Origin of the sequence: Allobosea sp. WAO, assembly GCF_001509835.1 — a bacterium.
In the GTDB taxonomy this organism is placed as follows: Bacteria; Pseudomonadota; Alphaproteobacteria; order Rhizobiales; family Beijerinckiaceae; genus Allobosea.
In genome coordinates, this window is the sequence record NZ_JXTJ01000004.1 from 121,251 (window position 1) to 139,070 (window position 17,820).

Annotated in this window: 18 protein-coding genes and 1 tRNA gene; 12 read left to right on the plus strand and 7 right to left on the minus strand. The window is 66.4% G+C overall.

The window, feature by feature from the left end; genetic code table 11:
* Positions 1 to 11: 11 nt before the first annotated feature.
* A complete protein-coding gene (parE, locus tag DK26_RS05125) occupies positions 12 to 2,069 on the minus strand; it encodes a DNA topoisomerase IV subunit B (protein WP_066469068.1) in 2,058 nt (685 codons plus the stop codon).
* A gap of 301 nt (positions 2,070 to 2,370) precedes the next feature.
* On the opposite strand from parE, the gene DK26_RS05130 reads away from it, so the two are divergent.
* Positions 2,371 to 2,571, plus strand: a complete 201-nt coding sequence (locus DK26_RS05130) for a hypothetical protein (protein ID WP_157089519.1) — start codon at positions 2,371 to 2,373, stop codon at positions 2,569 to 2,571.
* Between the two features lie 57 nt (positions 2,572 to 2,628).
* Positions 2,629 to 3,864, plus strand: a complete 1,236-nt coding sequence (locus tag DK26_RS05135) for a glycosyltransferase family 4 protein (RefSeq protein ID WP_066469071.1) — start codon at positions 2,629 to 2,631, stop codon at positions 3,862 to 3,864.
* Here DK26_RS05135 and DK26_RS05140 read toward each other — a convergent pair.
* The 3 genes from DK26_RS05140 to DK26_RS05150 all read right to left on the minus strand — a co-directional run bounded on the left by DK26_RS05140 (position 3,846) and on the right by DK26_RS05150 (position 6,835).
* Positions 3,846 to 4,805, minus strand: coding sequence for an FkbM family methyltransferase (locus DK26_RS05140; protein WP_066469073.1), 960 nt, complete (start codon positions 4,803 to 4,805; stop codon positions 3,846 to 3,848). The two genes, DK26_RS05135 and DK26_RS05140, sit on opposite strands and share 19 nt — an antisense overlap.
* Positions 4,806 to 4,992: 187 nt before the next feature.
* Positions 4,993 to 6,402 (minus strand): type I glutamate--ammonia ligase, encoded by a 1,410-nt coding sequence (gene glnA / locus DK26_RS05145; RefSeq protein WP_066469075.1) that lies wholly within the window; start codon positions 6,400 to 6,402, stop codon positions 4,993 to 4,995.
* A gap of 94 nt (positions 6,403 to 6,496) precedes the next feature.
* Positions 6,497 to 6,835: a P-II family nitrogen regulator gene (locus tag DK26_RS05150; protein ID WP_066469077.1), complete on the minus strand. Its 339-nt coding sequence runs from the start codon at positions 6,833 to 6,835 to the stop codon at positions 6,497 to 6,499.
* 279 nt (positions 6,836 to 7,114) lie between these two features.
* Between DK26_RS05150 and DK26_RS05155 the strand changes: the two genes are divergently transcribed.
* Positions 7,115 to 8,626 (plus strand): bifunctional ADP-dependent NAD(P)H-hydrate dehydratase/NAD(P)H-hydrate epimerase, encoded by a 1,512-nt coding sequence (locus tag DK26_RS05155; protein WP_066469078.1) that lies wholly within the window; start codon positions 7,115 to 7,117, stop codon positions 8,624 to 8,626.
* Positions 8,627 to 8,696: 70 nt separating this feature from the next.
* Here DK26_RS05155 and DK26_RS05160 read toward each other — a convergent pair whose 3' ends face one another.
* Positions 8,697 to 9,248, minus strand: coding sequence for a PRC-barrel domain-containing protein (locus DK26_RS05160; protein ID WP_066469079.1), 552 nt, complete (start codon positions 9,246 to 9,248; stop codon positions 8,697 to 8,699).
* A gap of 206 nt (positions 9,249 to 9,454) precedes the next feature.
* Between DK26_RS05160 and DK26_RS05165 the strand changes: the two genes are divergently transcribed.
* The gene (locus DK26_RS05165; protein ID WP_157089520.1) at positions 9,455 to 9,712 is read left to right on the plus strand and encodes a hypothetical protein; all 258 of its coding nucleotides are present in this window, start codon (positions 9,455 to 9,457) and stop codon (positions 9,710 to 9,712) included.
* Between the two features lie 98 nt (positions 9,713 to 9,810).
* On the opposite strand, the gene DK26_RS05170 is transcribed toward DK26_RS05165, so the two are convergent.
* Positions 9,811 to 10,134, minus strand: coding sequence for a hypothetical protein (locus DK26_RS05170; RefSeq protein WP_066469083.1), 324 nt, complete (start codon positions 10,132 to 10,134; stop codon positions 9,811 to 9,813).
* Positions 10,135 to 10,656: 522 nt separating this feature from the next.
* Between DK26_RS05170 and DK26_RS05175 the strand changes: the two genes are divergently transcribed.
* Positions 10,657 to 10,896 (plus strand): YdcH family protein, encoded by a 240-nt coding sequence (locus DK26_RS05175; protein WP_066469084.1) that lies wholly within the window; start codon positions 10,657 to 10,659, stop codon positions 10,894 to 10,896.
* Positions 10,897 to 10,961: 65 nt separating this feature from the next.
* Positions 10,962 to 11,339 carry a hypothetical protein gene (locus DK26_RS05180; RefSeq protein ID WP_066469086.1) on the plus strand — a complete coding sequence of 126 codons (378 nt, stop codon included), beginning with the start codon at positions 10,962 to 10,964 and terminating at the stop codon, positions 11,337 to 11,339.
* 309 nt (positions 11,340 to 11,648) lie between these two features.
* Here DK26_RS05180 and DK26_RS05185 read toward each other — a convergent pair.
* A tRNA-Lys gene (locus DK26_RS05185) sits at positions 11,649 to 11,723 on the minus strand.
* 198 nt (positions 11,724 to 11,921) lie between these two features.
* On the opposite strand from DK26_RS05185, the gene DK26_RS05190 reads away from it, so the two are divergent.
* The 6 genes from DK26_RS05190 to DK26_RS05215 all read left to right on the plus strand — a co-directional run bounded on the left by DK26_RS05190 (position 11,922) and on the right by DK26_RS05215 (position 17,818).
* Positions 11,922 to 13,001, plus strand: a complete 1,080-nt coding sequence (locus DK26_RS05190) for a hypothetical protein (RefSeq protein ID WP_066469088.1) — start codon at positions 11,922 to 11,924, stop codon at positions 12,999 to 13,001.
* Between the two features lie 34 nt (positions 13,002 to 13,035).
* Positions 13,036 to 13,347 (plus strand): septum formation initiator family protein, encoded by a 312-nt coding sequence (locus DK26_RS05195; RefSeq protein WP_066469090.1) that lies wholly within the window; start codon positions 13,036 to 13,038, stop codon positions 13,345 to 13,347.
* Positions 13,348 to 13,521: 174 nt separating this feature from the next.
* On the plus strand, positions 13,522 to 14,604 hold the full coding sequence (pdhA, locus tag DK26_RS05200; RefSeq protein ID WP_066469092.1) for a pyruvate dehydrogenase (acetyl-transferring) E1 component subunit alpha: 1,083 nt from the start codon (positions 13,522 to 13,524) through the stop codon (positions 14,602 to 14,604).
* A 65-nt stretch (positions 14,605 to 14,669) separates the two neighbouring features.
* On the plus strand, positions 14,670 to 16,076 hold the full coding sequence (locus tag DK26_RS05205) for a pyruvate dehydrogenase complex E1 component subunit beta (RefSeq protein WP_066469093.1): 1,407 nt from the start codon (positions 14,670 to 14,672) through the stop codon (positions 16,074 to 16,076).
* Positions 16,077 to 16,100: 24 nt separating this feature from the next.
* A complete protein-coding gene (locus DK26_RS05210; protein ID WP_066469094.1) occupies positions 16,101 to 16,463 on the plus strand; it encodes a hypothetical protein in 363 nt (120 codons plus the stop codon).
* A complete protein-coding gene (locus tag DK26_RS05215; RefSeq protein WP_066469096.1) occupies positions 16,454 to 17,818 on the plus strand; it encodes a pyruvate dehydrogenase complex dihydrolipoamide acetyltransferase in 1,365 nt (454 codons plus the stop codon). The genes DK26_RS05210 and DK26_RS05215 overlap by 10 nt, the downstream gene beginning before the upstream one ends.
* Positions 17,819 to 17,820: the final 2 nt, after the last annotated feature.

The following is a 17,820-nucleotide window of genomic DNA, read 5'->3' on the forward strand; positions in this document are numbered from 1 at the left end:
GGGCCGCGAGATCACAGGTCGATCAGCTCGCCGGCGAACGCGGCGCGTTCCTGGATGAAGACGAAGCGGGCTTCGGGCTTGTTGCCCATCAGCCGTTCGACCGTATCCGAGGTCTCCTGCTTGTTTTCGTGATCGACCATCACCTTCAGCAGCAGACGCTTGGCCGGGTCCATGGTCGTCTCCTTGAGCTCGGCCGGCATCATCTCGCCGAGGCCCTTGAAGCGGCCGATCTCCGGCTTCTTGCCCTTGAACACCGTCTCGAGCAGTTCGGCCTTGTGGGCGTCGTCGCGGGCATAGACCGACTTGCTGCCGTGGCGTAGCCGGTAGAGCGGCGGCACGGACAGGTAGAGGTGCCCCTTTTCGATCAGGCGCGGCATCTGGCGCCAGAAGAAGGTGACCAGCAGCGAGGCGATATGGGCGCCGTCGACGTCCGCGTCGGTCATCACGATGACCTTCTCGTAGCGCAGGTCGTCCTCGCGGAACTGCGTGCCGATGCCGCAGCCGAGCGCCAGGATCAGGTCGGCGAGCTGCTGATTGGCGTTGAGCTTGTCCCGCGTGGCATTGGCGACGTTGAGGATCTTGCCGCGCAGCGGCAAGATCGCCTGCGTCTTGCGGTTGCGGGCCTGCTTGGCCGAGCCGCCGGCCGAGTCACCCTCGACGATGAATAGCTCCGAGCCGGCCGCGCCGGCATTGCTGCAGTCCGCGAGCTTGCCGGGCAGGCGCAGCTTGCGCGTCGCGGTCTTGCGCGAGACTTCCTTTTCGAGCCGGCGGCGCAGACGCTCGTCGGCGCGGTCGACCGACCAGTCGAGGAGCCGCAGCGCTTGCTGCGGCGAGGCGGCGAGCCAGTGGTCGAAGGCATCGCGCACGGCATTCTCGACGATGCGGGCCGCCTCGAGCGTCGCCAGCTTGTCCTTGGTCTGGCCCTGGAATTCCGGCTCGCGGATGAAGACCGAGAGCATGGCGGTGCAGGTCGCCATCACGTCGTCGGAGGTGACCTGAGCCATGCGCTTGCTCTGGCCGATGCGCTCGGCGTGGTCGCGCAGGCCGCGCAGCAGGGCGATGCGCAGGCCCTGCTCATGCGTGCCGCCCTCAGGCGTCGGAATAGTGTTGCAGTAGGAGGAGCTGAAGCCGTCCTCGCCGGTGGCGAGCCAGGCGACCGCCCATTCGAGCGAGCCGTGGCCGCCTTCCTTGGTGACCTTGCCGCCGAAGATCGGCTCGGCGACCAGATCCTTGCCCTCGATCTCGCCGGCGAGATAGTCGCGCAGGCCGCCGGGGAACTTGAACACCGCCTCGGCCGCGACATCGCCCTCCGGCTTGAGCAAACTCGGTGCGCAGCGCCAGCGGATCTCGACGCCGCCGAAGAGGTAGGCCTTCGAGCGGGCCATCCGGAACAGGCGTGCCGGCACGAAATGCGCGCCCTCACCGAAGATCTGGGCATCGGGATGGAAGCGCACGCGGGTGCCGCGCCGGTTGGCGACGCGCCCGACCGTCTCCAGCGGACCCTGCGGAATGCCGCGCGAGAAGATCTGGCGGTACAGCACCTGCCCGCGTGCGACCTCGACCTCGAGCCGGTCGGAGAGGGCGTTGACGACGGACACGCCGACGCCGTGCAGGCCGCCCGAGGTCTCGTAGGCCCGGGAGTCGAATTTTCCGCCGGCGTGCAGGATCGTCATGATCACTTCGAGGGCGGACTTGCCGGGAAACTTCGGGTGCGGATCGACCGGGATGCCACGGCCATTGTCGGTGACGGCGAGCGAACCGTCCTCGAAAAGCTCGACATCAATGAAGGTGGCGTGGCCGGCGACGGCCTCGTCCATGGCGTTGTCGATCACCTCGGCGAAGAGGTGGTGCAAAGCGCGCTCATCGGTGCCGCCGATGTACATGCCGGGGCGCCGGCGCACGGGCTCGAGCCCTTCCAGCACCTCGATCGCCGAGGCGTCGTAACCGGCTTCCGAAAGGGTCCCGGAGCGGGCAGGGGCACGCGCCGACTTCGGCGGCGCGGCGGCGGGCGCGTGCGATTCCGCGCGCTCCAGCTTGCCTTCGTCGTCGCCGAAAAGATCGTCAGCCATCGCTTTTGCGCCCAGGTGATTCGTAACACGAAAATATAGCGCATTCGCTGCCCGGCAGTGGCAAGCAAGGCGCTACCTGCCCGCAATAGACCGATATCGCCTCCGCCGGAAGGCCGGATGGCAAGCGGGGGACCGAATGTCACGGCGCCGTCACGCTCGCCTGTCAAGAGCAAGGGAACTTCAAGCGCCGCTGCGCGGTTCAGGCATCGTTAACCATACCGCCCCGATGCTCGCCATTGTCCGGCGCGGGCTTGGCTTGGTCGGTGGTTTGGATATGCTGGTGCTCAAGGGGAGGAATGCCGTGGCGTCGCGTGCCGTAGTGCCGAAGATCAGGCTTGCCGGGCTCGAACGTGCGGCGCGCCATGCCGGCGAGGCTTTCGCCTATGAGGAGCTTTCCGGCCACCCCGACACCCGTGACGCTGAGACAGCGCAACTGCGCCGTCTGTGGTGGCTCGCCGCGGCGGTTGCGCTGGTCGGACTGGTCGCCCTCGCACTGCGCTGAGGCGGCGTCAGCCCTTCTTCAATCTTTCGCCGTTAGAAGGCCTCTGCGGAGGTCGTCATGCGCGTAGTCGTCGTCAGTGATTTCGGTGCCGTCAACGGCGGCGCCGCCAAGGTCGCGATCGAGAGCGCGCGCGGGCTCGCCGAGTTGGGCGTCGATGTCGTCTTCGCCTGCGCGATCGGCCCGGTTTCCGACAGGCTGGATCACCCCCGCATCACCGTCGCGCGCTATCCGGGCGAAGAGGTCTGGCAGGTCGGCAGCAAGATCGTGGCGGCCCGCCAGGGCATCTGGAATGCAGCCGCCCATGATTTCCTGAGCGCCTTGCTGGCAGAGCAGCCGCGCCGCGAAACCCTCGTGCACCTGCATCAGTGGACCAAGGCTTTCAGCCCGGCTGCGATCGCCGCGGCTGGCGCCAGCGGACTGCCGGTTGCCATCACCATGCACGACTACTTCTCCTTCTGCCCGACCGGCGCCTATTTCGACTTCAAGGCCGGCGCCGCCTGCCAGCAGAGCCCGATGTCTGTCGGCTGCATTACCGCCAACTGCGACCGGGCGTCCTATGTCCACAAGGTGGTGCGCGTCGCCCGGCAATGGCGTTCAGACGAGGCGATGCGGAGCCTAACGGCACCACTTTTCATCCATGTCAGCGATTTCGCCCGGCGCTTCGCCGAACCCTTCCTGCCGAAGCGGGCACGGCACGTCGTGGTGGAAAACATGATGGAGGCGCAGCGGCGGGCGCCTGCCGATGTGGCGTCCAACAAGCACGCGCTGTTTCTCGGCCGTTTCACGCAGGAAAAGGCCGGAGATGTGCTGGCGCGCGCTGCGCTCATCGCCGACATGCCGGTGCGCTTCGTCGGCGAGGGGCCGCTTACCGGTGAGATCGCCCGGATCAACCCGCGCGCGGATATACGCGGCTGGGTGTCGGCCGATCATGTCTTCGACGAGATCGCGCAGGCGCGCTGCCTGGTGCTGCCCTCGCTTTGGTATGAGCCTGGACCTCTGGTGATCGCCGAAGCGCGTTCGCTGGGCGTGCCCGTCGTGCTGGCGCGCACCACCGGTCCGGCAAGCTGGATCGCGGATGGCGAGGACGGAATCCTCGTCGAGGGCGGCGATGTCGATGGGCTGAGCGAGGCCTTGATGCGGATGCAGAGCGACGAGGTTGCGGCGCGCATGGGCGCAGCCGCCTATCGCCGCTACTGGGACGACCCGCTGACCACGGGGCGCCATGTCGAGCGCACGGTCGCGGCCTATCGCAACCTGCTGACAGTCGCCACAGATCAGGCCGCCAGCGCCTGATCCGCAATGATCGCAGCCCATTGCGATGATTGCTTCAGCGCGATCAGGTTGTAGCCCTTGGTGCGGTCGCGCTTGTGCGCGTCGAGTTCGCCCGCTTCCGAGATAGCGACGATGCCGTCGTCGAGCAGCAGATGGACCGCAAGGCCACGCTCTTCGAGGATGTGCCGGGTCAAGCCATGCGTCGGGTCGGAGCCGTGGTCTTCGTAGATCACCAGCGCGTCGCCGCGCAGCGCCTGCTCCATCCCAGCGAGTGCCTCGCGCTCGACACCTTCGACGTCGAGCTTGACCACCAACCGTCGCCCCGTCCAGCCCTGCTCGGCGAGCAGGTCGTCGATCGAGATCGAGGTGACGCTTTCGCCGTTGGAAGCTTCGCCGTCGGACGCGATGCCACGGGCTTCGTGTGCCTCCGCGTTGAGCCAGACCGCCACGCCCGAGCGATCGAGGATGGCACGATGGAATGCGGCGACCCTCTCGGCGTGCGGCGCGACGTTTTGAGTCAGCAAGGCGAATGTCGGAGCTGAGGCCTCGATCGCGAGGACCGGCTTGCGGCCTCCGGTGCGAGAGGCGACGAACACCGACCAGTAGCCGATATTCGCACCGCAATCGACGAAGCCATAGTCGGCTCCGGCAAGCAGCCGCAGGAAGCGCGCCATTTCCGGCTCGTGATCATAGGATCGCAGCAGCATCCGGTTCCAATAGGGATCGCTGGCGGGAAAGCTGATCTGAGCGTCCGGGCCGAGCCCGATCCGCGCGGTGCGTCCGGCCCAGGCCGTGTTGCCGACCAGCCGGCAGGCTTTGTAGAGGCCGCGTTGCATTAGGGGGCGCGAGAGTGCGCCATAGGCATCGAGTGCTCCGATGAGGGCGCGCTGGCGCCAGTCGCCGGCGACCAGGCGCCCGGTGCTGCGGTCGATGGCGATGTCGGCATTGCCGGGGGCGGCCATGGCGTGGCTCCGCTGAAAAGGGAGCCCAGCGTTAGCGGAAAGTCTTTGCCGGCCGGTAAAGGCGCCGACGGAAACTTGCCGCAACCGCTCCGCCGCAGCGCAAAAAACCGGGGCGTCGCCGCCCCGGTTCGTAAGGTGGATCGCGAACAGGTCGCGATCGGGAGGAAATCCTTGGCTGAGCAGGCGCTCAGTAGGAGTAGTACATCGCGAACTCGACCGGGTGCGGCGTCATCTCATAACGCATCACGTCCTGCATCTTGAGCTCGATATAGCTCTCGATGAAGTCGTCGTTGAAGACGCCGCCGGCCTTGAGGAAGGCGTTGTCCTTCTTCAGCGCGTCGAGCGCCTCGCGCAGCGAACCGCAGACGGTCGGGATCTTCTTCAGCTCGCGCGGCGGCAGGTCGTAGAGATCCTTGTCCATCGCCGGGCCGGGATCGATCTTGTTGATGATGCCGTCGAGGCCGGCCATCGTCAGCGCGGCGAAGGCGAGATAGGGGTTCGCCATCGGATCGGGGAAGCGGACCTCGACGCGCTTGGCCTTCGGCGAGGTCGTCCACGGAATACGGCAGGAGGCCGAGCGGTTGCGCGCCGAATAGGCGAGCAGCACCGGGGCTTCATAGCCCGGGACCAGGCGCTTGTAGGAGTTGGTCGAGGGGTTGGTGAAGGCGTTCAGGGCCTTGGCGTGCTTAATGATGCCGCCGATGTACCAGAGGCACTCCTGCGACAGGTCGGCGTACTTGTTGCCGGCCATGATCGGCTTGCCGTTCTTCCAGATCGACTGGTGGACGTGCATGCCCGAGCCGTTGTCGCCATAGACGGGCTTGGGCATGAAGGTCGCGGTCTTGCCGTAGCTCTGGGCGACGTTGTGGATGCAGTACTTGTAGACCTGCATCTGGTCGGCCATGTGCGTCAGCGTGTCGAACTTCAGGCCGAGCTCATGCTGGGCCGAGGCGACCTCGTGATGGTGCTTCTCGACCTTGGCGCCCATGGCGGCCATGGCAGCCAGCATCTCGCCGCGCATGTCCTGCGCCGAATCCTGCGGCGGAACCGGGAAATAGCCGCCCTTGGTGGCGATGCGGTGGCCGAGATTGCCGCCTTCGTACTCGGTCATGCCGTTGATCGGCAGCTCGACGTTGTCGAGCTTGAAGCCGGTATTGTACGGGTCGGCAGCGATCTTGACGTCGTCGAAGACGAAGAATTCGGCCTCGGGGCCGACATAGACGGTGTCGCCGATGCCGGTCGACTTGAGGTAGGCCTCGGCCTTCTTGGCGATACCGCGCGGGTCACGGCCATAGGGCTCGCCGGTGGCCGGCTCGAGCACGTCGCAGGTGATGACCATGGTCGAGGCCGAGAAGAACGGGTCGATGCAGGCCGTCGTCGGATCGGGCATCAGCAGCATGTCGGACTCGTTGATCGCCTTCCAGCCGGCGATCGAGGAGCCGTCGAACATCGTGCCCTCGGCGAAGATCTCTTCGTCGATCATGGAGATGTCGAAGGTGACGTGCTGCCACTTGCCGCGCGGGTCGGTGAAGCGGAAGTCGACGTATTTGACGTCATTGTCCTTGATGGCCTTCAGCACATCCTTGGCGTTCTTCATTTTCGGCATTCCTCTCGACTGCATTTCTCACGACCGGCGTCGTCCGCGGCTTCCTTGCCGCCGGTGCACGCCTGCCGGGTTCCGGAAAAATTCCTCAGATCGCGTCCGCGCCGGACTCGCCGGTGCGGATGCGGATCGCCCCCTCGATGGACGATACAAATATCTTGCCATCGCCGATGCGGCCCGTCTGGGCCGCCTTCTTGATGGCTTCGATGGCGCGCTCGACCATGTCGTCGGCGAGCACGATCTCGATCTTCACCTTGGGCAGGAAGTCGACGACGTATTCGGCGCCGCGATAGAGCTCGGTATGGCCCTTCTGGCGGCCGAAACCCTTGGCTTCGAGGACGGTGATGCCCTGGAGGCCGACTTCCTGGAGCGCTTCCTTCACCTCGTCGAGCTTGAAGGGTTTGATGATCGCCTCGATCTTCTTCATGCGCCGACCAGCCTCCGTGGCGTAAGATTACCGAATTCGCAGTCCAGGCCTGGTTCTCACCATGGCGACGGTCGAGCATCAACCGTGCCGGGTCAACCAAGCCCCGCCTGCTTTGCTCATAGCATCGGCGCGGCCCGCTCGCCATGTCGGCACGCCCGCAAAAGCGCCCGTTCAGGCGGCAGAAAACAGGCTAAAATTTGTGCATATGCTGCATAATTGGACATTGTGGCTCAATGGGCCGTCCTTGTCCGTGTGCGATGGCTCATGGATGATCCGGCAATGACCGAGCCTACGCCAGATTCACTCGCTTTGCTCAGCGTCGCCGAGATGGCGGCTGCGGACGAGGCGGCGATTGCCTCAGGGATCGCTGGCTTCACACTGATGGAGCGGGCTGGCCGGGCTGTGGCCGACGCGGTCTCGCGACGCGGCCGGCCGGGCGAGCGCGTGCTGGTGCTGTGCGGCCCCGGCAAGAACGGCGGGGACGGATTCGTCGCGGCGAATCTCCTCGCCGGACGCGGCTTTTCGGTCACGCTCGCGCTGGCGGGAGAGCGTGGGCGGCTTACCGGCGATGCTGGCCAGGCGGCTTCGGGCTGGCAGGGGTCCGTCCTGGCCATTGCGGAGGCTGCACCGGAAGAGCACGACATCGTCGTCGACGCCTTGTTCGGGGCAGGGCTCAACCGGCCTATCGAAGGCGCGGTTGCCGTGCTGGTCGAGCGCGTCAATGCCGGCGGTCGCCCGGTCGTCGCGGTCGACGTACCGAGCGGCGTCTCCGGCGACAGCGGCATGACGGGCGGCCCGACTATTAGGGCCGACGAGACCGTCACTTTCTTCCGCCTCAAGCCCGGGCACCTTCTCTATCCCGGCAGGGCGCTCTGCGGTGTCGTCACCCTCGCAGACATCGGGATCACCGCCGAGATGGCCTTCGGCCCGGGCAAACCCGCAGCGATGACCTTCAGCAACGAGCCGGCGCTCTGGCAGGGACAGCTTCCACGGCACGAGGCGGGCACGCACAAATATCGGCGCGGTGCGGTGGCTGTCGCTGCCGGCGGACTTTCCGGAGTCGGTGCGCCGCGGCTGGGCGCACGGGCGGCGCTGCGGATCGGGGCGGGGCTGGCGACGATCATCTGCCGGCCGGAGGCGCTTGCGGCCCATGCCGGGCGTGGCCCGGACGCACTGATGCAGATGGCCGCGTCGGACGGTGCGGCTTTCGCGGCGGTGCTGGCGAAGCGAAAGCTGTCGGCGGTGCTCGCCGGGCCGGCACTTGGGCTCGACGACATGGCTGGGGAGGTGGTGACGGCGGCGCTGCGCTCGAATCTGCCGCTTGTGCTCGATGCCGACGCGTTGACTGTCCTGGCCGCCCGACCGGAGTTGCTGGTCGAACTCACCGGCCGGCGGCCGGCACCGACCGTGCTGACGCCGCATGAAGGCGAATTTCTTCGTCTATTCGGCGATCGCCACCCTTACGCCTCCGGCGCATCACGCCTTGTCCGCGCGCGAGCGGCCGCGGCTGTGACCGCTTCAGTGGTTGTATTGAAGGGGCCGGATAGCGTGATCGCCGCCCCGGACGGTCGGGCGGCCATCAACGCGACGGGCTCGGCCGTGCTTGCGACGGCTGGCTCCGGCGATGTGCTCGGCGGCATCGTCGCCGGCCTGCTGGCGCAGGGCATGCCAGCTTTCGAGGCGGCCTGTGCAGCAGTCTGGCTGCATGGCAAGGCGGGAGAGGCACTCGGCCTCGGCTTGATCGCCGACGACCTGCCCGAGGCGCTGCCCGCGTTGCTGCGGTCGGTCTGAGGCCGAGGCATCGACAAAAAAAAGCCCGCCTCCTTTCGGAGGCGGGCCGCATTTGCGGGCTGAGCAGGACTCAGCGGGCGGCGTAGGTCACGGCCGGAGCGCTGGTGAGCTGCTCCTTGCTCATGGTGATCTTGCCGTGGTCCGGATACATCTCCGGCGCGCGGGGCGTGGGAGCCGGCGCACTAACGACGCCACCACCGGTACCACCGGTCGGGGCCGGCGCTGCAGCCGCCATCGGCTGGTCGCTCCAGGTCACCTGGTCGAACGGGATTGCGACATCCTTCGAGCCGATGCCCAGGAATCCGCCGACTCCGACCGTGACCAGCTCGATCTTGCCGTTCTTGTCGAATACGACCTCGGTGACGTCGCCGACCTTCTTGTTGTCGGGGCCGTAGATGTCGACGCCCATCAGCTTCGAGGCGCGCCATTTGCCCTGGCCGGCCAGGTTGTTCTCCGGCGCCTTCGCCGTGTCGGCGGCAGGGGCGGGCATCGCCGGCGCAGTGGTCGCCGGCGCGGACGGCTGCGGGCTCGGGGGCGTGCTGGGAGACGTGGTCTGGGCGACCGCAGCTGCGGCAAGCATGACGCTACCGATCGCGGTCAATGCAACGTGACGCTTGAACATCGTTTTCCTCCTGTCGGCTTCCGCATGATGCGGGATGCCTGAACAACGCCGACAGCAGGGTTTTGTTCACGCCGTCTTGAACAAGCGCTCTGAAAGAGGGGCAAAAGGGTTCATACTCAGCAATTCTTTGCGCTCAGTGCGGCTCGTTTAAGGGAAAAGCGCGAGGCTGGGCTTACGACTTGAAAGGCGACCGGATGCACAGGAGCTTGATCATCGCTGCCCTTGCCGTCGGCGTCACGAGCGTGGTCTCGCCGGCGGAGGCGTTCTGGCCACGCACGCAGCTGCAGGCCTGTTCGGCGGTCGCGAACGAGGCCGATTTCCAGCGCTGGCGCTGCTGGGAACTGGATGGGCAGGTGCCGATGTTCTTCGGCGCGCCAGCAACCGATTTCTACCCTGGCCCAACGGCGCGGGAATGGCGGCGACCATCGTCGCGCCCCGGGCCGATCGTCAGACGGTTGGGCTGATGGCCGCCCGCGCGCCAGGGCCCGAAGGCTGAGTAGGCAGGCCGGGCGCTCGCTTGCGCCGCCCGGCCCTTGAGCATGTGCTCGACCCGAGCCCCGCGTCAGCCCCAGACCCAATGACAGCGCTGCACACGGCGGCCCCAGCGATCGAAGTGAATGCGGCAGACGCGGCGGCGGCGAACATGGCGCCGATGGTAACGGTGCCGCCGGTTGCGGTGATGCCAATGCACCGAGTTGCGATTCTGGGCGGACTCGATCGGAGTTCCGTCGGGCGCCGCCATGGTCGTGTCCAGGGCTGCCGCCTCGGGCAGCAGGGAGATGATTCCCTGCGCTGCGGGCGCCGCCTCGGCCTCGAGAGCGGCAAAGGTTCCGGTGCCGCCGGCGGCGAGCGCCAGCAGTCCGGTGATGAAAGATCGACGCTGCATGCTTGCTCCTCGGTCGTCGTCCCGTCGCCCCATGACGATCATGCATGCGGACGAGGGGAGGTCCAGCCGTGCCGACCTCACGGAAGGCGGGCAGGGGCCCTCATCTCCGGTTGGGTATCACAGCCGGTGCCGCGTTGAAGGCCGGCAGCAAGTCCGTCCCGAAGTGGAGGAGGGTGCCTAGAGCCAGCAGAAAAGGAGCAAGGTGCCCGCGCCTGCGAGGTTGATCAGCGTCGTCAGCCAATGCGGCATGGCGGCGACCAGTTGCGCTTGAAAGCGCCATTCATATTCGCATCCCGGCACGTCAGATTCCCCCTTTTCGAGAGAAGTGCTGACTTTCGCGTGCCCGTGCGCCCCCCAAATGGGGGCTTTCATCGCAAATCAGTGTCGTTGGCTATGGGCGTGCGATGCGCCCCGCGGTCGTCGGCCTGAGCATCTCACGCCGATCGCTTGCGTTGAATCAAGTTCGGTTCCGTCTCGGGCCGCTAGCTTTGGGTTCAGGAAGTTCCCGAACAGGATTTTGCTATGTCCAACACACCGCACACCTTGGCCGAAGAGTTTCCGGGTCAGCAGGACGCGATCCACAGGCTGAAGGTGAAGGATCCCGATTTCGCGCAGCTTCTGGCTCGCTATGACGAGGTGAACGATCAGGTCCACCTGGCGGAGACGAACATCGCTCCCGTCGGGGAGCTCGCCGAAACCGAGCTGCGCAAGGAACGCCTTCGGATCAAGGACGCCATCAGCCAGGCGCTGTCCAGAAGTTGAGCCGACGGCTCGCCGCAGGCCGGCCCGACCGGGCCGCTCGGACCTCAGAGAAAGGATGATTTCCGATGAGCACACTGCCGCGCAGTTTCAGGCATGTCCGGCTCGTGCTGGCTCGCGAAAAGGGCGCGCCTCAGGGCGACAGCCACAATGGCTACGACCTCCTGGCTCCGCTCGATGAGGAGAATCGGCTCGATCCGGCCGAATGGAAAGCCAACCGTGCAGCCTGCCGCGTTCGTCGCTTCCAGCCGGGACAGGCCGACATGATCGGCCTCCTGCGTCGCAAGCCCGGCGGAAGCTGGTTCATCGACTATAAGGACGGGGACGACGACGACGAAGCCGGCTATCGCCTGGGCGAGGAACGCTTCGTCGCCGGCGAGTATGTCTCGATTCACGATGGCGACCAGATGCACACCTATCAGGTGCTCTCGGTCAATCGCCCCTGATGCTGCGAGCTCGCTCCCCCCAAGGGGGAGCGAGCTCGTTCTTTCGCCGATTTTCCGTCGAGCGCGATGACCGGTCCGGCTCGGGCCGGGCGGTCGCATGCGACGGTTCGACCAAGGCGGCGCCGGCCGCGACGCCGCCAGTCCGAGGCGGACGATCGGCCGCTTACGCGCAGGTTCTGTATTGGGGCGGTGCTGGCAGGAACGTCCTCTGACGGGTCGTTGGAAGCCAGGCCGGTCATTCCGGCTGCGCAATCTTGCCTTGAAACCCTGGTCTGGCGACCTAAGTCCCGACAATAACGGCCTAGGCCGTGGTGAGCGGGGAGGGGATCGAACCCTCGACCACATGATTAAAAGTCACGTGCTCTACCACTGAGCTACCCGCCCTCACTGTCGCGCTGAATAGGCAGGGCCGGCGTTCCGGTCAACATTGTTCGTAACGCTTCAACATGGCAGAAGCGCCGCAGAGGTTCCCGATGTTACCGTTCGCCATGTTTCGACAGCCAAGCCAGATGCAGATCGCCCCCGCCGGCGCGGTGTCGGGCGCCCCGCCATGGTACTGGCTCTCAGCGGCCGTCTGAGCCGATGGCGACTGAGGAAATCCGCCGCTGGCGCGGCTGGACGAAGACTTTCGGACTGACGGCGCTCGGGTCGATCGCCGCCCTGTTGGGCTTCGTCGTACTGCTCGATCCTTACGGCGCACGCGTTCAGGCCGGCCAGTCGGCGCGGCCGCTGATGGATCTCAATCAGCGCTTCATGTATCCGCAGCTGGTGCGCTCCGGCGCCTTCGATTCCGCGATTCTCGGCACGTCGACCCTGCGGCTGCTCGACCCGGCGATTCTGTCGCAGGGCCTTGGGGGGCGCTTTGCCAACCTCGGCATGAACGCCGCGACGCCCTGGGAGCAGATCCAGATCGCCGGCCTGTTCGCGCGCAAGACCGCGGCGCCAAAATTCGTGATCTGGGGCATCGACCTGCCCTGGTGCGAGGCTGATGCGACGCAGGAGGAGCGCCGGCTGACGCCACGGCCGTTCCCGCCCTGGCTTTATGACGATGCCTACTGGAACGACTGGGCCGAGCAGCTCAACTTCACCGCGCTCGAAATCGCCGTTCGCCTCGCCGGGCATCGCCTCGGGCTGGTGCCGCCGCGGATTCGCGGTGATGGCTACGAGGTCTTTACGCCGCCCGAGCCGAGCTACGATCTCGCCCGTGCCCGTTTCCACTTGTATCGCGGCAACGACGGCAAGCCGTCCGACCTTGCACCGCTGACGGCGCCGGAGGCGGTCACGCCCGAGCAGCGGTCCGCATGGCGCTTCCCGGCCCTGGCCTGGCTCGATCAGGCGCTGGCAGCCTTCCCGGCGCAGACGCGGCGCATTCTGGTCCTGCCGCCGATCCATGGCGGGGCGCTGCCGCGCGAGGGGACGGTGGCCTTTCAGCGCCAGCTGGCCTGCAAGGCGCAGCTCGGTGCGATCGCCGCCAGGCATGGTGCCGTCATCGCCGATTACGCCCATCTCTCGCCGTTGACCCGGGAGGATGCGAATTACTGGGATCCGGCCCATTACCGGCTGCCGATCGCGCGACGGATCGAGGTCGACCTGATCGCGCTCGGCAGGGGTGAAAAGCCGCCGGCGGACCCGGCTCTGCATGTGGTCGAACCCATTCGTTAACGCGGCATAAACCAAGCCGTTCTAGCCTCGCGGCATGGTCATTCGTCGCGGCGTCCGCTCCATCCTGATCACCTTGGCGCTCTACCTCGTCTCGAGCGGGGTCGTCGGCTACTTCCTGTTCCACGCGCAGCACGGCGCGCGCGGACTGGAGGCGCTGGGCGGGCTGCGCGAGAAGCTCGGCGAGATGGAGGTCGAGATCGCCGAGCTCACTGCCGAGCGGCAGGTCTGGGAAAAGCGTCTCAGCCTGATGCGCGACCAGGCCGTCGATCGTGATCTTCTCGAGGAGCGAGCCCGGGCCAGCCTCGGGCGGATCCATCGCAACGATGTCGTGGTGATGGGGCGCTGAGGCGGTTCCGATCCCTGCAATAGTCGCAAAAAGATCGATTAACCGAAATTGAGTTAAGTCGATATAGTTATGTAATTGCAGCATGTTAAGTCATGTTGCACTGCGAGATATCTATCTCGCCAAGGCTTTTGCGTTCCTCTACAACCGAAGCAGTTGAGCTTCGGAGGACTGCTTATGGCCATTGCCGCGCGTAAGACGAAGGCGGGTGCTCCTGCCAAGGCGGCCGGAAAGACCCCGGCGAAGGCGGCCAAGAGCGACAGCAAGGCGATCTCCAACATTCCGGTCTTCGACAAGGACGAGGAGTTGCACGCCTATCGCGAGATGCTGCTGATCCGGCGTTTCGAGGAGAAGGCCGGCCAGATGTATGGCATGGGCCTGATCGGCGGCTTCTGCCATCTCTATATCGGCCAGGAGGCCGTGGTGATCGGCATGCAGATGGCCTCCAAGGAAGGCGATCAGATCATCACCGGCTATCGCGATCACGGCCATATGCTGGCCTGCGGTATGGAATCGCGCGGCGTGATGGCCGAGCTGACCGGCCGGCGCGGCGGCTATTCGCGCGGCAAGGGCGGCTCGATGCACATGTTCAGCCGCGAGAAGAACTTCTATGGCGGCCACGGCATCGTCGGCGCGCAGGTTTCGCTCGGCGCCGGTCTCGGCTTCGCCAACTGGTATCGCCAGGACGGGCGAGTATCGATGGCCTATTTCGGCGACGGCGCCGCCAATCAGGGCCAGGTCTATGAGAGCTTCAACATGGCCCAGCTCTGGAAGTTGCCGGTCGTGTTCGTGATCGAGAACAACCGCTACGCCATGGGCACTTCGGTCAATCGCGCCTCCGCGCAGACCGATTTCTCGCGCCGCGGCGTTTCCTTCGGCATTCCCGGCGAGCAGGTCGACGGCATGGACGTGCGGGCGGTGCGTGCCGCCGGCCAGCGGGCGATCGACCATGCCCGCTCCGGCAAGGGCCCCTACATCCTGGAGATGCAGACCTATCGCTATCGCGGGCACTCCATGTCCGACCCGGCGAAGTACCGCTCCAAGGACGAGGTCCAGCGCATGCGCGAGGAGCACGACCCGATCGAGCAGGTCCGTGGCCGCCTGATGCGCGAGCACAAGGTCGGCGAGGAGGAGTTCAAGGCGATCGACGCCAAGGTGCGCGAGATCGTCAACGACGCGGCCGAGTTCGCGACGCACGATCCCGAGCCGGACGTCTCCGAGCTCTTCACCGATATCCTGCTGGAGCCGGCGCAGGCCTGACCGGCACTGCGCTCCCATATCGACCTTTCAGCCCCGACGGGCTTTCCAGAAATCCAGGTGCGTTCATGCCGATCGACATTCTCATGCCTGCGCTGTCGCCGACCATGGAGCAGGGCAAGCTCGCCAAATGGCTGAAAGCCGAGGGTGACAAGGTCAAGGCCGGCGACATCATCGCCGAGATCGAGACCGACAAGGCGACGATGGAAGTCGAGGCGGTGGACGAGGGCATCCTCGCCAAGATCCTGATCGCCGACGGCACCGAGAACGTCGCGGTCAACACGCCGATCGGCGTGATCGCCGCCGATGGCGAGGATGTGAACGCCGCCGCCAGCGGTGCCGCCAAGGCGGAGGCGCCGCCCGCCGCTGCTGCCGAGCCGGAGAAAGCTCAGGAGGCGCCGGCCGAGAAGCCCGCGTCGGCATCGGCCCCGAGCGTTCCGGCCCAGGCCAAGTCCTATGACGCCTCGTCGGAGTTCCCGGCCGGCGCCGAGGTCGTCACTATGACGGTGCGCGAGGCGCTGCGCGACGCGATGGCCGAGGAGATGCGCCGCGATGCCGACGTCTTCGTGATGGGCGAGGAGGTTGCCGAGTACCAGGGCGCCTACAAGGTCACGCAGGGCCTGCTGCAGGAGTTCGGCGCGCGCCGCGTGATCGATACGCCGATCACCGAGCACGGCTTCGCCGGCATCGGCGTCGGTGCGGCGCTGACCGGCCTGCGGCCGATCGTCGAGTTCATGACCTTCAACTTCGCCATGCAGGCGATCGACCAGATCATCAACTCGGCCGCCAAGACGCTCTATATGTCCGGCGGCCAGATGGGCTGCCCGATTGTCTTCCGCGGACCGAACGGCGCGGCCGCCCGCGTCGGCGCACAGCACAGCCATGACTACGCCGCCTGGTATTCGAACGTGCCGGGCCTGAAGGTGGTGATGCCCTACAGCGCCTCGGACGCCAAGGGCTTGCTGAAGAGCGCGATCCGCGATCCCAACCCGATCATCTTCCTCGAGAACGAGATCCTTTACGGGCGCTCCTTCGAGGTGCCGAAGGGCGACGACTTCCTGGTCCCGATCGGCAAGGCCAAGGTCGTTCGCCCGGGCACGGACGTGACCATCGTCTCCTTCGGCATCGGCATGACCTATGCGCTCGGCGCCGCCGAGGCCCTGGCTAAGGAAGGCATCGAAGCCGAGGTCATCGACCTGCGCACGATCCGGCCGATGGACATCGAGACCGTTGTCGCCTCGGTGCAGAAAACCAATCGCTGCGTCGCGGTCGAGGAGGGCTTCCCGCAGTCCGGCGTCACCGCCGAGATCGGCATGAAGATCATGGAGGCGGCCTTCGACTATCTCGATGCGCCGGTCGCTCGCGTCACCGGCAAGGACGTGCCGATGCCCTACGCCGCCAATCTCGAGAAGCTGGCGCTTCCGAATGTCGGCGAGGTCGTCGCTGCGGCCAAGGCCGTCTGCTACAGGGCCTGACGCGTGCAGCTGACGATCGGAGCCATGATCGCTTCGGTCGCCCTCGCGTTGATCGGGGGGCTGTCGGCCTATGCCTATGTCCAGCCGAAGCGTCGGCTGGCGCCCCGCCCGCTGGTGCCGCGCGATCTCGCTTTGGCGAGGCTCAGCCTGCACCGCGTCGACCTCATCTCCTTCGTGCTGGCGGCGGCCGGTGTCCTGACGCTCATTCCTGAATCGGTCCAGGCCTTCGCGCCTGAACTGATGAGGGGACGGACACTTGCCGGCACCGCGCTCGAACGTCTCGACTATATCGCCTTCGTTCTCGTCTCCCTCAGCTTCGGCATGGGCACTGTCCGCCGTATGCTGGTCATCGCATTGGAAAAAGCGAGCCTCCCGTCATGCCCGTGAACATCCTGATGCCCGCACTGTCTCCGACCATGGAGAAGGGCAACCTCGCCAAATGGCTCAAGAAGGAAGGCGACGCGATCAAGGCTGGTGACATCATCGCCGAGATCGAGACCGACAAGGCGACCATGGAGGTCGAGGCGGTCGACGAGGGCGTCCTCGCCAAGATCGTCGTGCCGGAGGGCACTGCCGACGTCGCCGTCAACGAGATCATCGGCGTGATCGCCGGCGAGGGCGAGGACGCCAAGAGCGTCTCGGCCCCGAGTGCCGCGCCGGCTAAGGCCGAGCCTGCACCGAAGGCGGAAGCCAAGGCGGCGGCGCCCGCTCCGGCAGTGTCCGCTCCGGCTGCACCAGCACCGGCCGCGGCGCCCGCTGCCCAGGCCCAGGCCTCGGCAGCGGCCTCCGGCGAGCGTCCCTTCGCCTCGCCGCTGGCGCGCCGCCTCGCAAAGGACGCCGGCATCGATCTCGGCAAGGTCCAGGGCTCGGGCCCGCATGGCCGCATCGTCGAGAAGGACATCGAAGCCGCCAAGCAGGGCGGCGCCGCGAAGGCCGCTCCGGCTGCGGCCGCCGCTCCGGCAGCTGCTGCGCCGAAAGCCGCCGCGGCACCGCTCGCCAGCGGTCCCTCGGACGATCAGGTCAAGAAGCTGTTCGCTGCGGGATCCTATGAGGAGATCCCGCATGACGGCATGCGCAAGACGATCGCGCGCCGCCTGACCGAGGCCAAGCAGACCATCCCGCATTTCTACGTGACGGTCGATTGCGAGCTCGATGCGCTGCTGAAGCTGCGGGCCGAGCTCAATGCCGCCGCTCCGGAGAAGGACGGCAAGCCGGCCTACAAGCTCTCGGTCAACGACATGGTGATCAAGGCGCTCGCCCTGGCGCTGCGGGCTGTGCCGGACGCCAACGTCTCCTGGACCGACGGCGCGATGCTGAAGCACAAGCATGCCGATGTCGGCGTCGCGGTTTCGATCCCGGGCGGCCTGATCACGCCGATCGTCCGGGACGCCTGCCACAAGACGCTCTCCCAGATCTCCAACGAGATGAAGGACCTCGCGGCCCGCGCCAAGAACCGCAAGCTCAAGCCCGAGGAATACCAGGGCGGCACGTCGGCGGTCAGCAATCTCGGCATGTTCGGGGTCAAGGACTTCGCCGCGGTGATCAACCCGCCGCATGCGACGATCCTGGCGGTCGGGGCCGGCGAGCAGCGCGCTGTGGTCAAGGGCGGGCAACTCGCGGTCGCGACCGTGATGTCGGTGACGCTCTCGACCGATCACCGCGCCGTCGACGGCGCGCTCGGGGCCGAGCTGCTCCAGGCCTTCAAGGGCTATATCGAGAAGCCGATGGCGATGCTGGTCTGAGG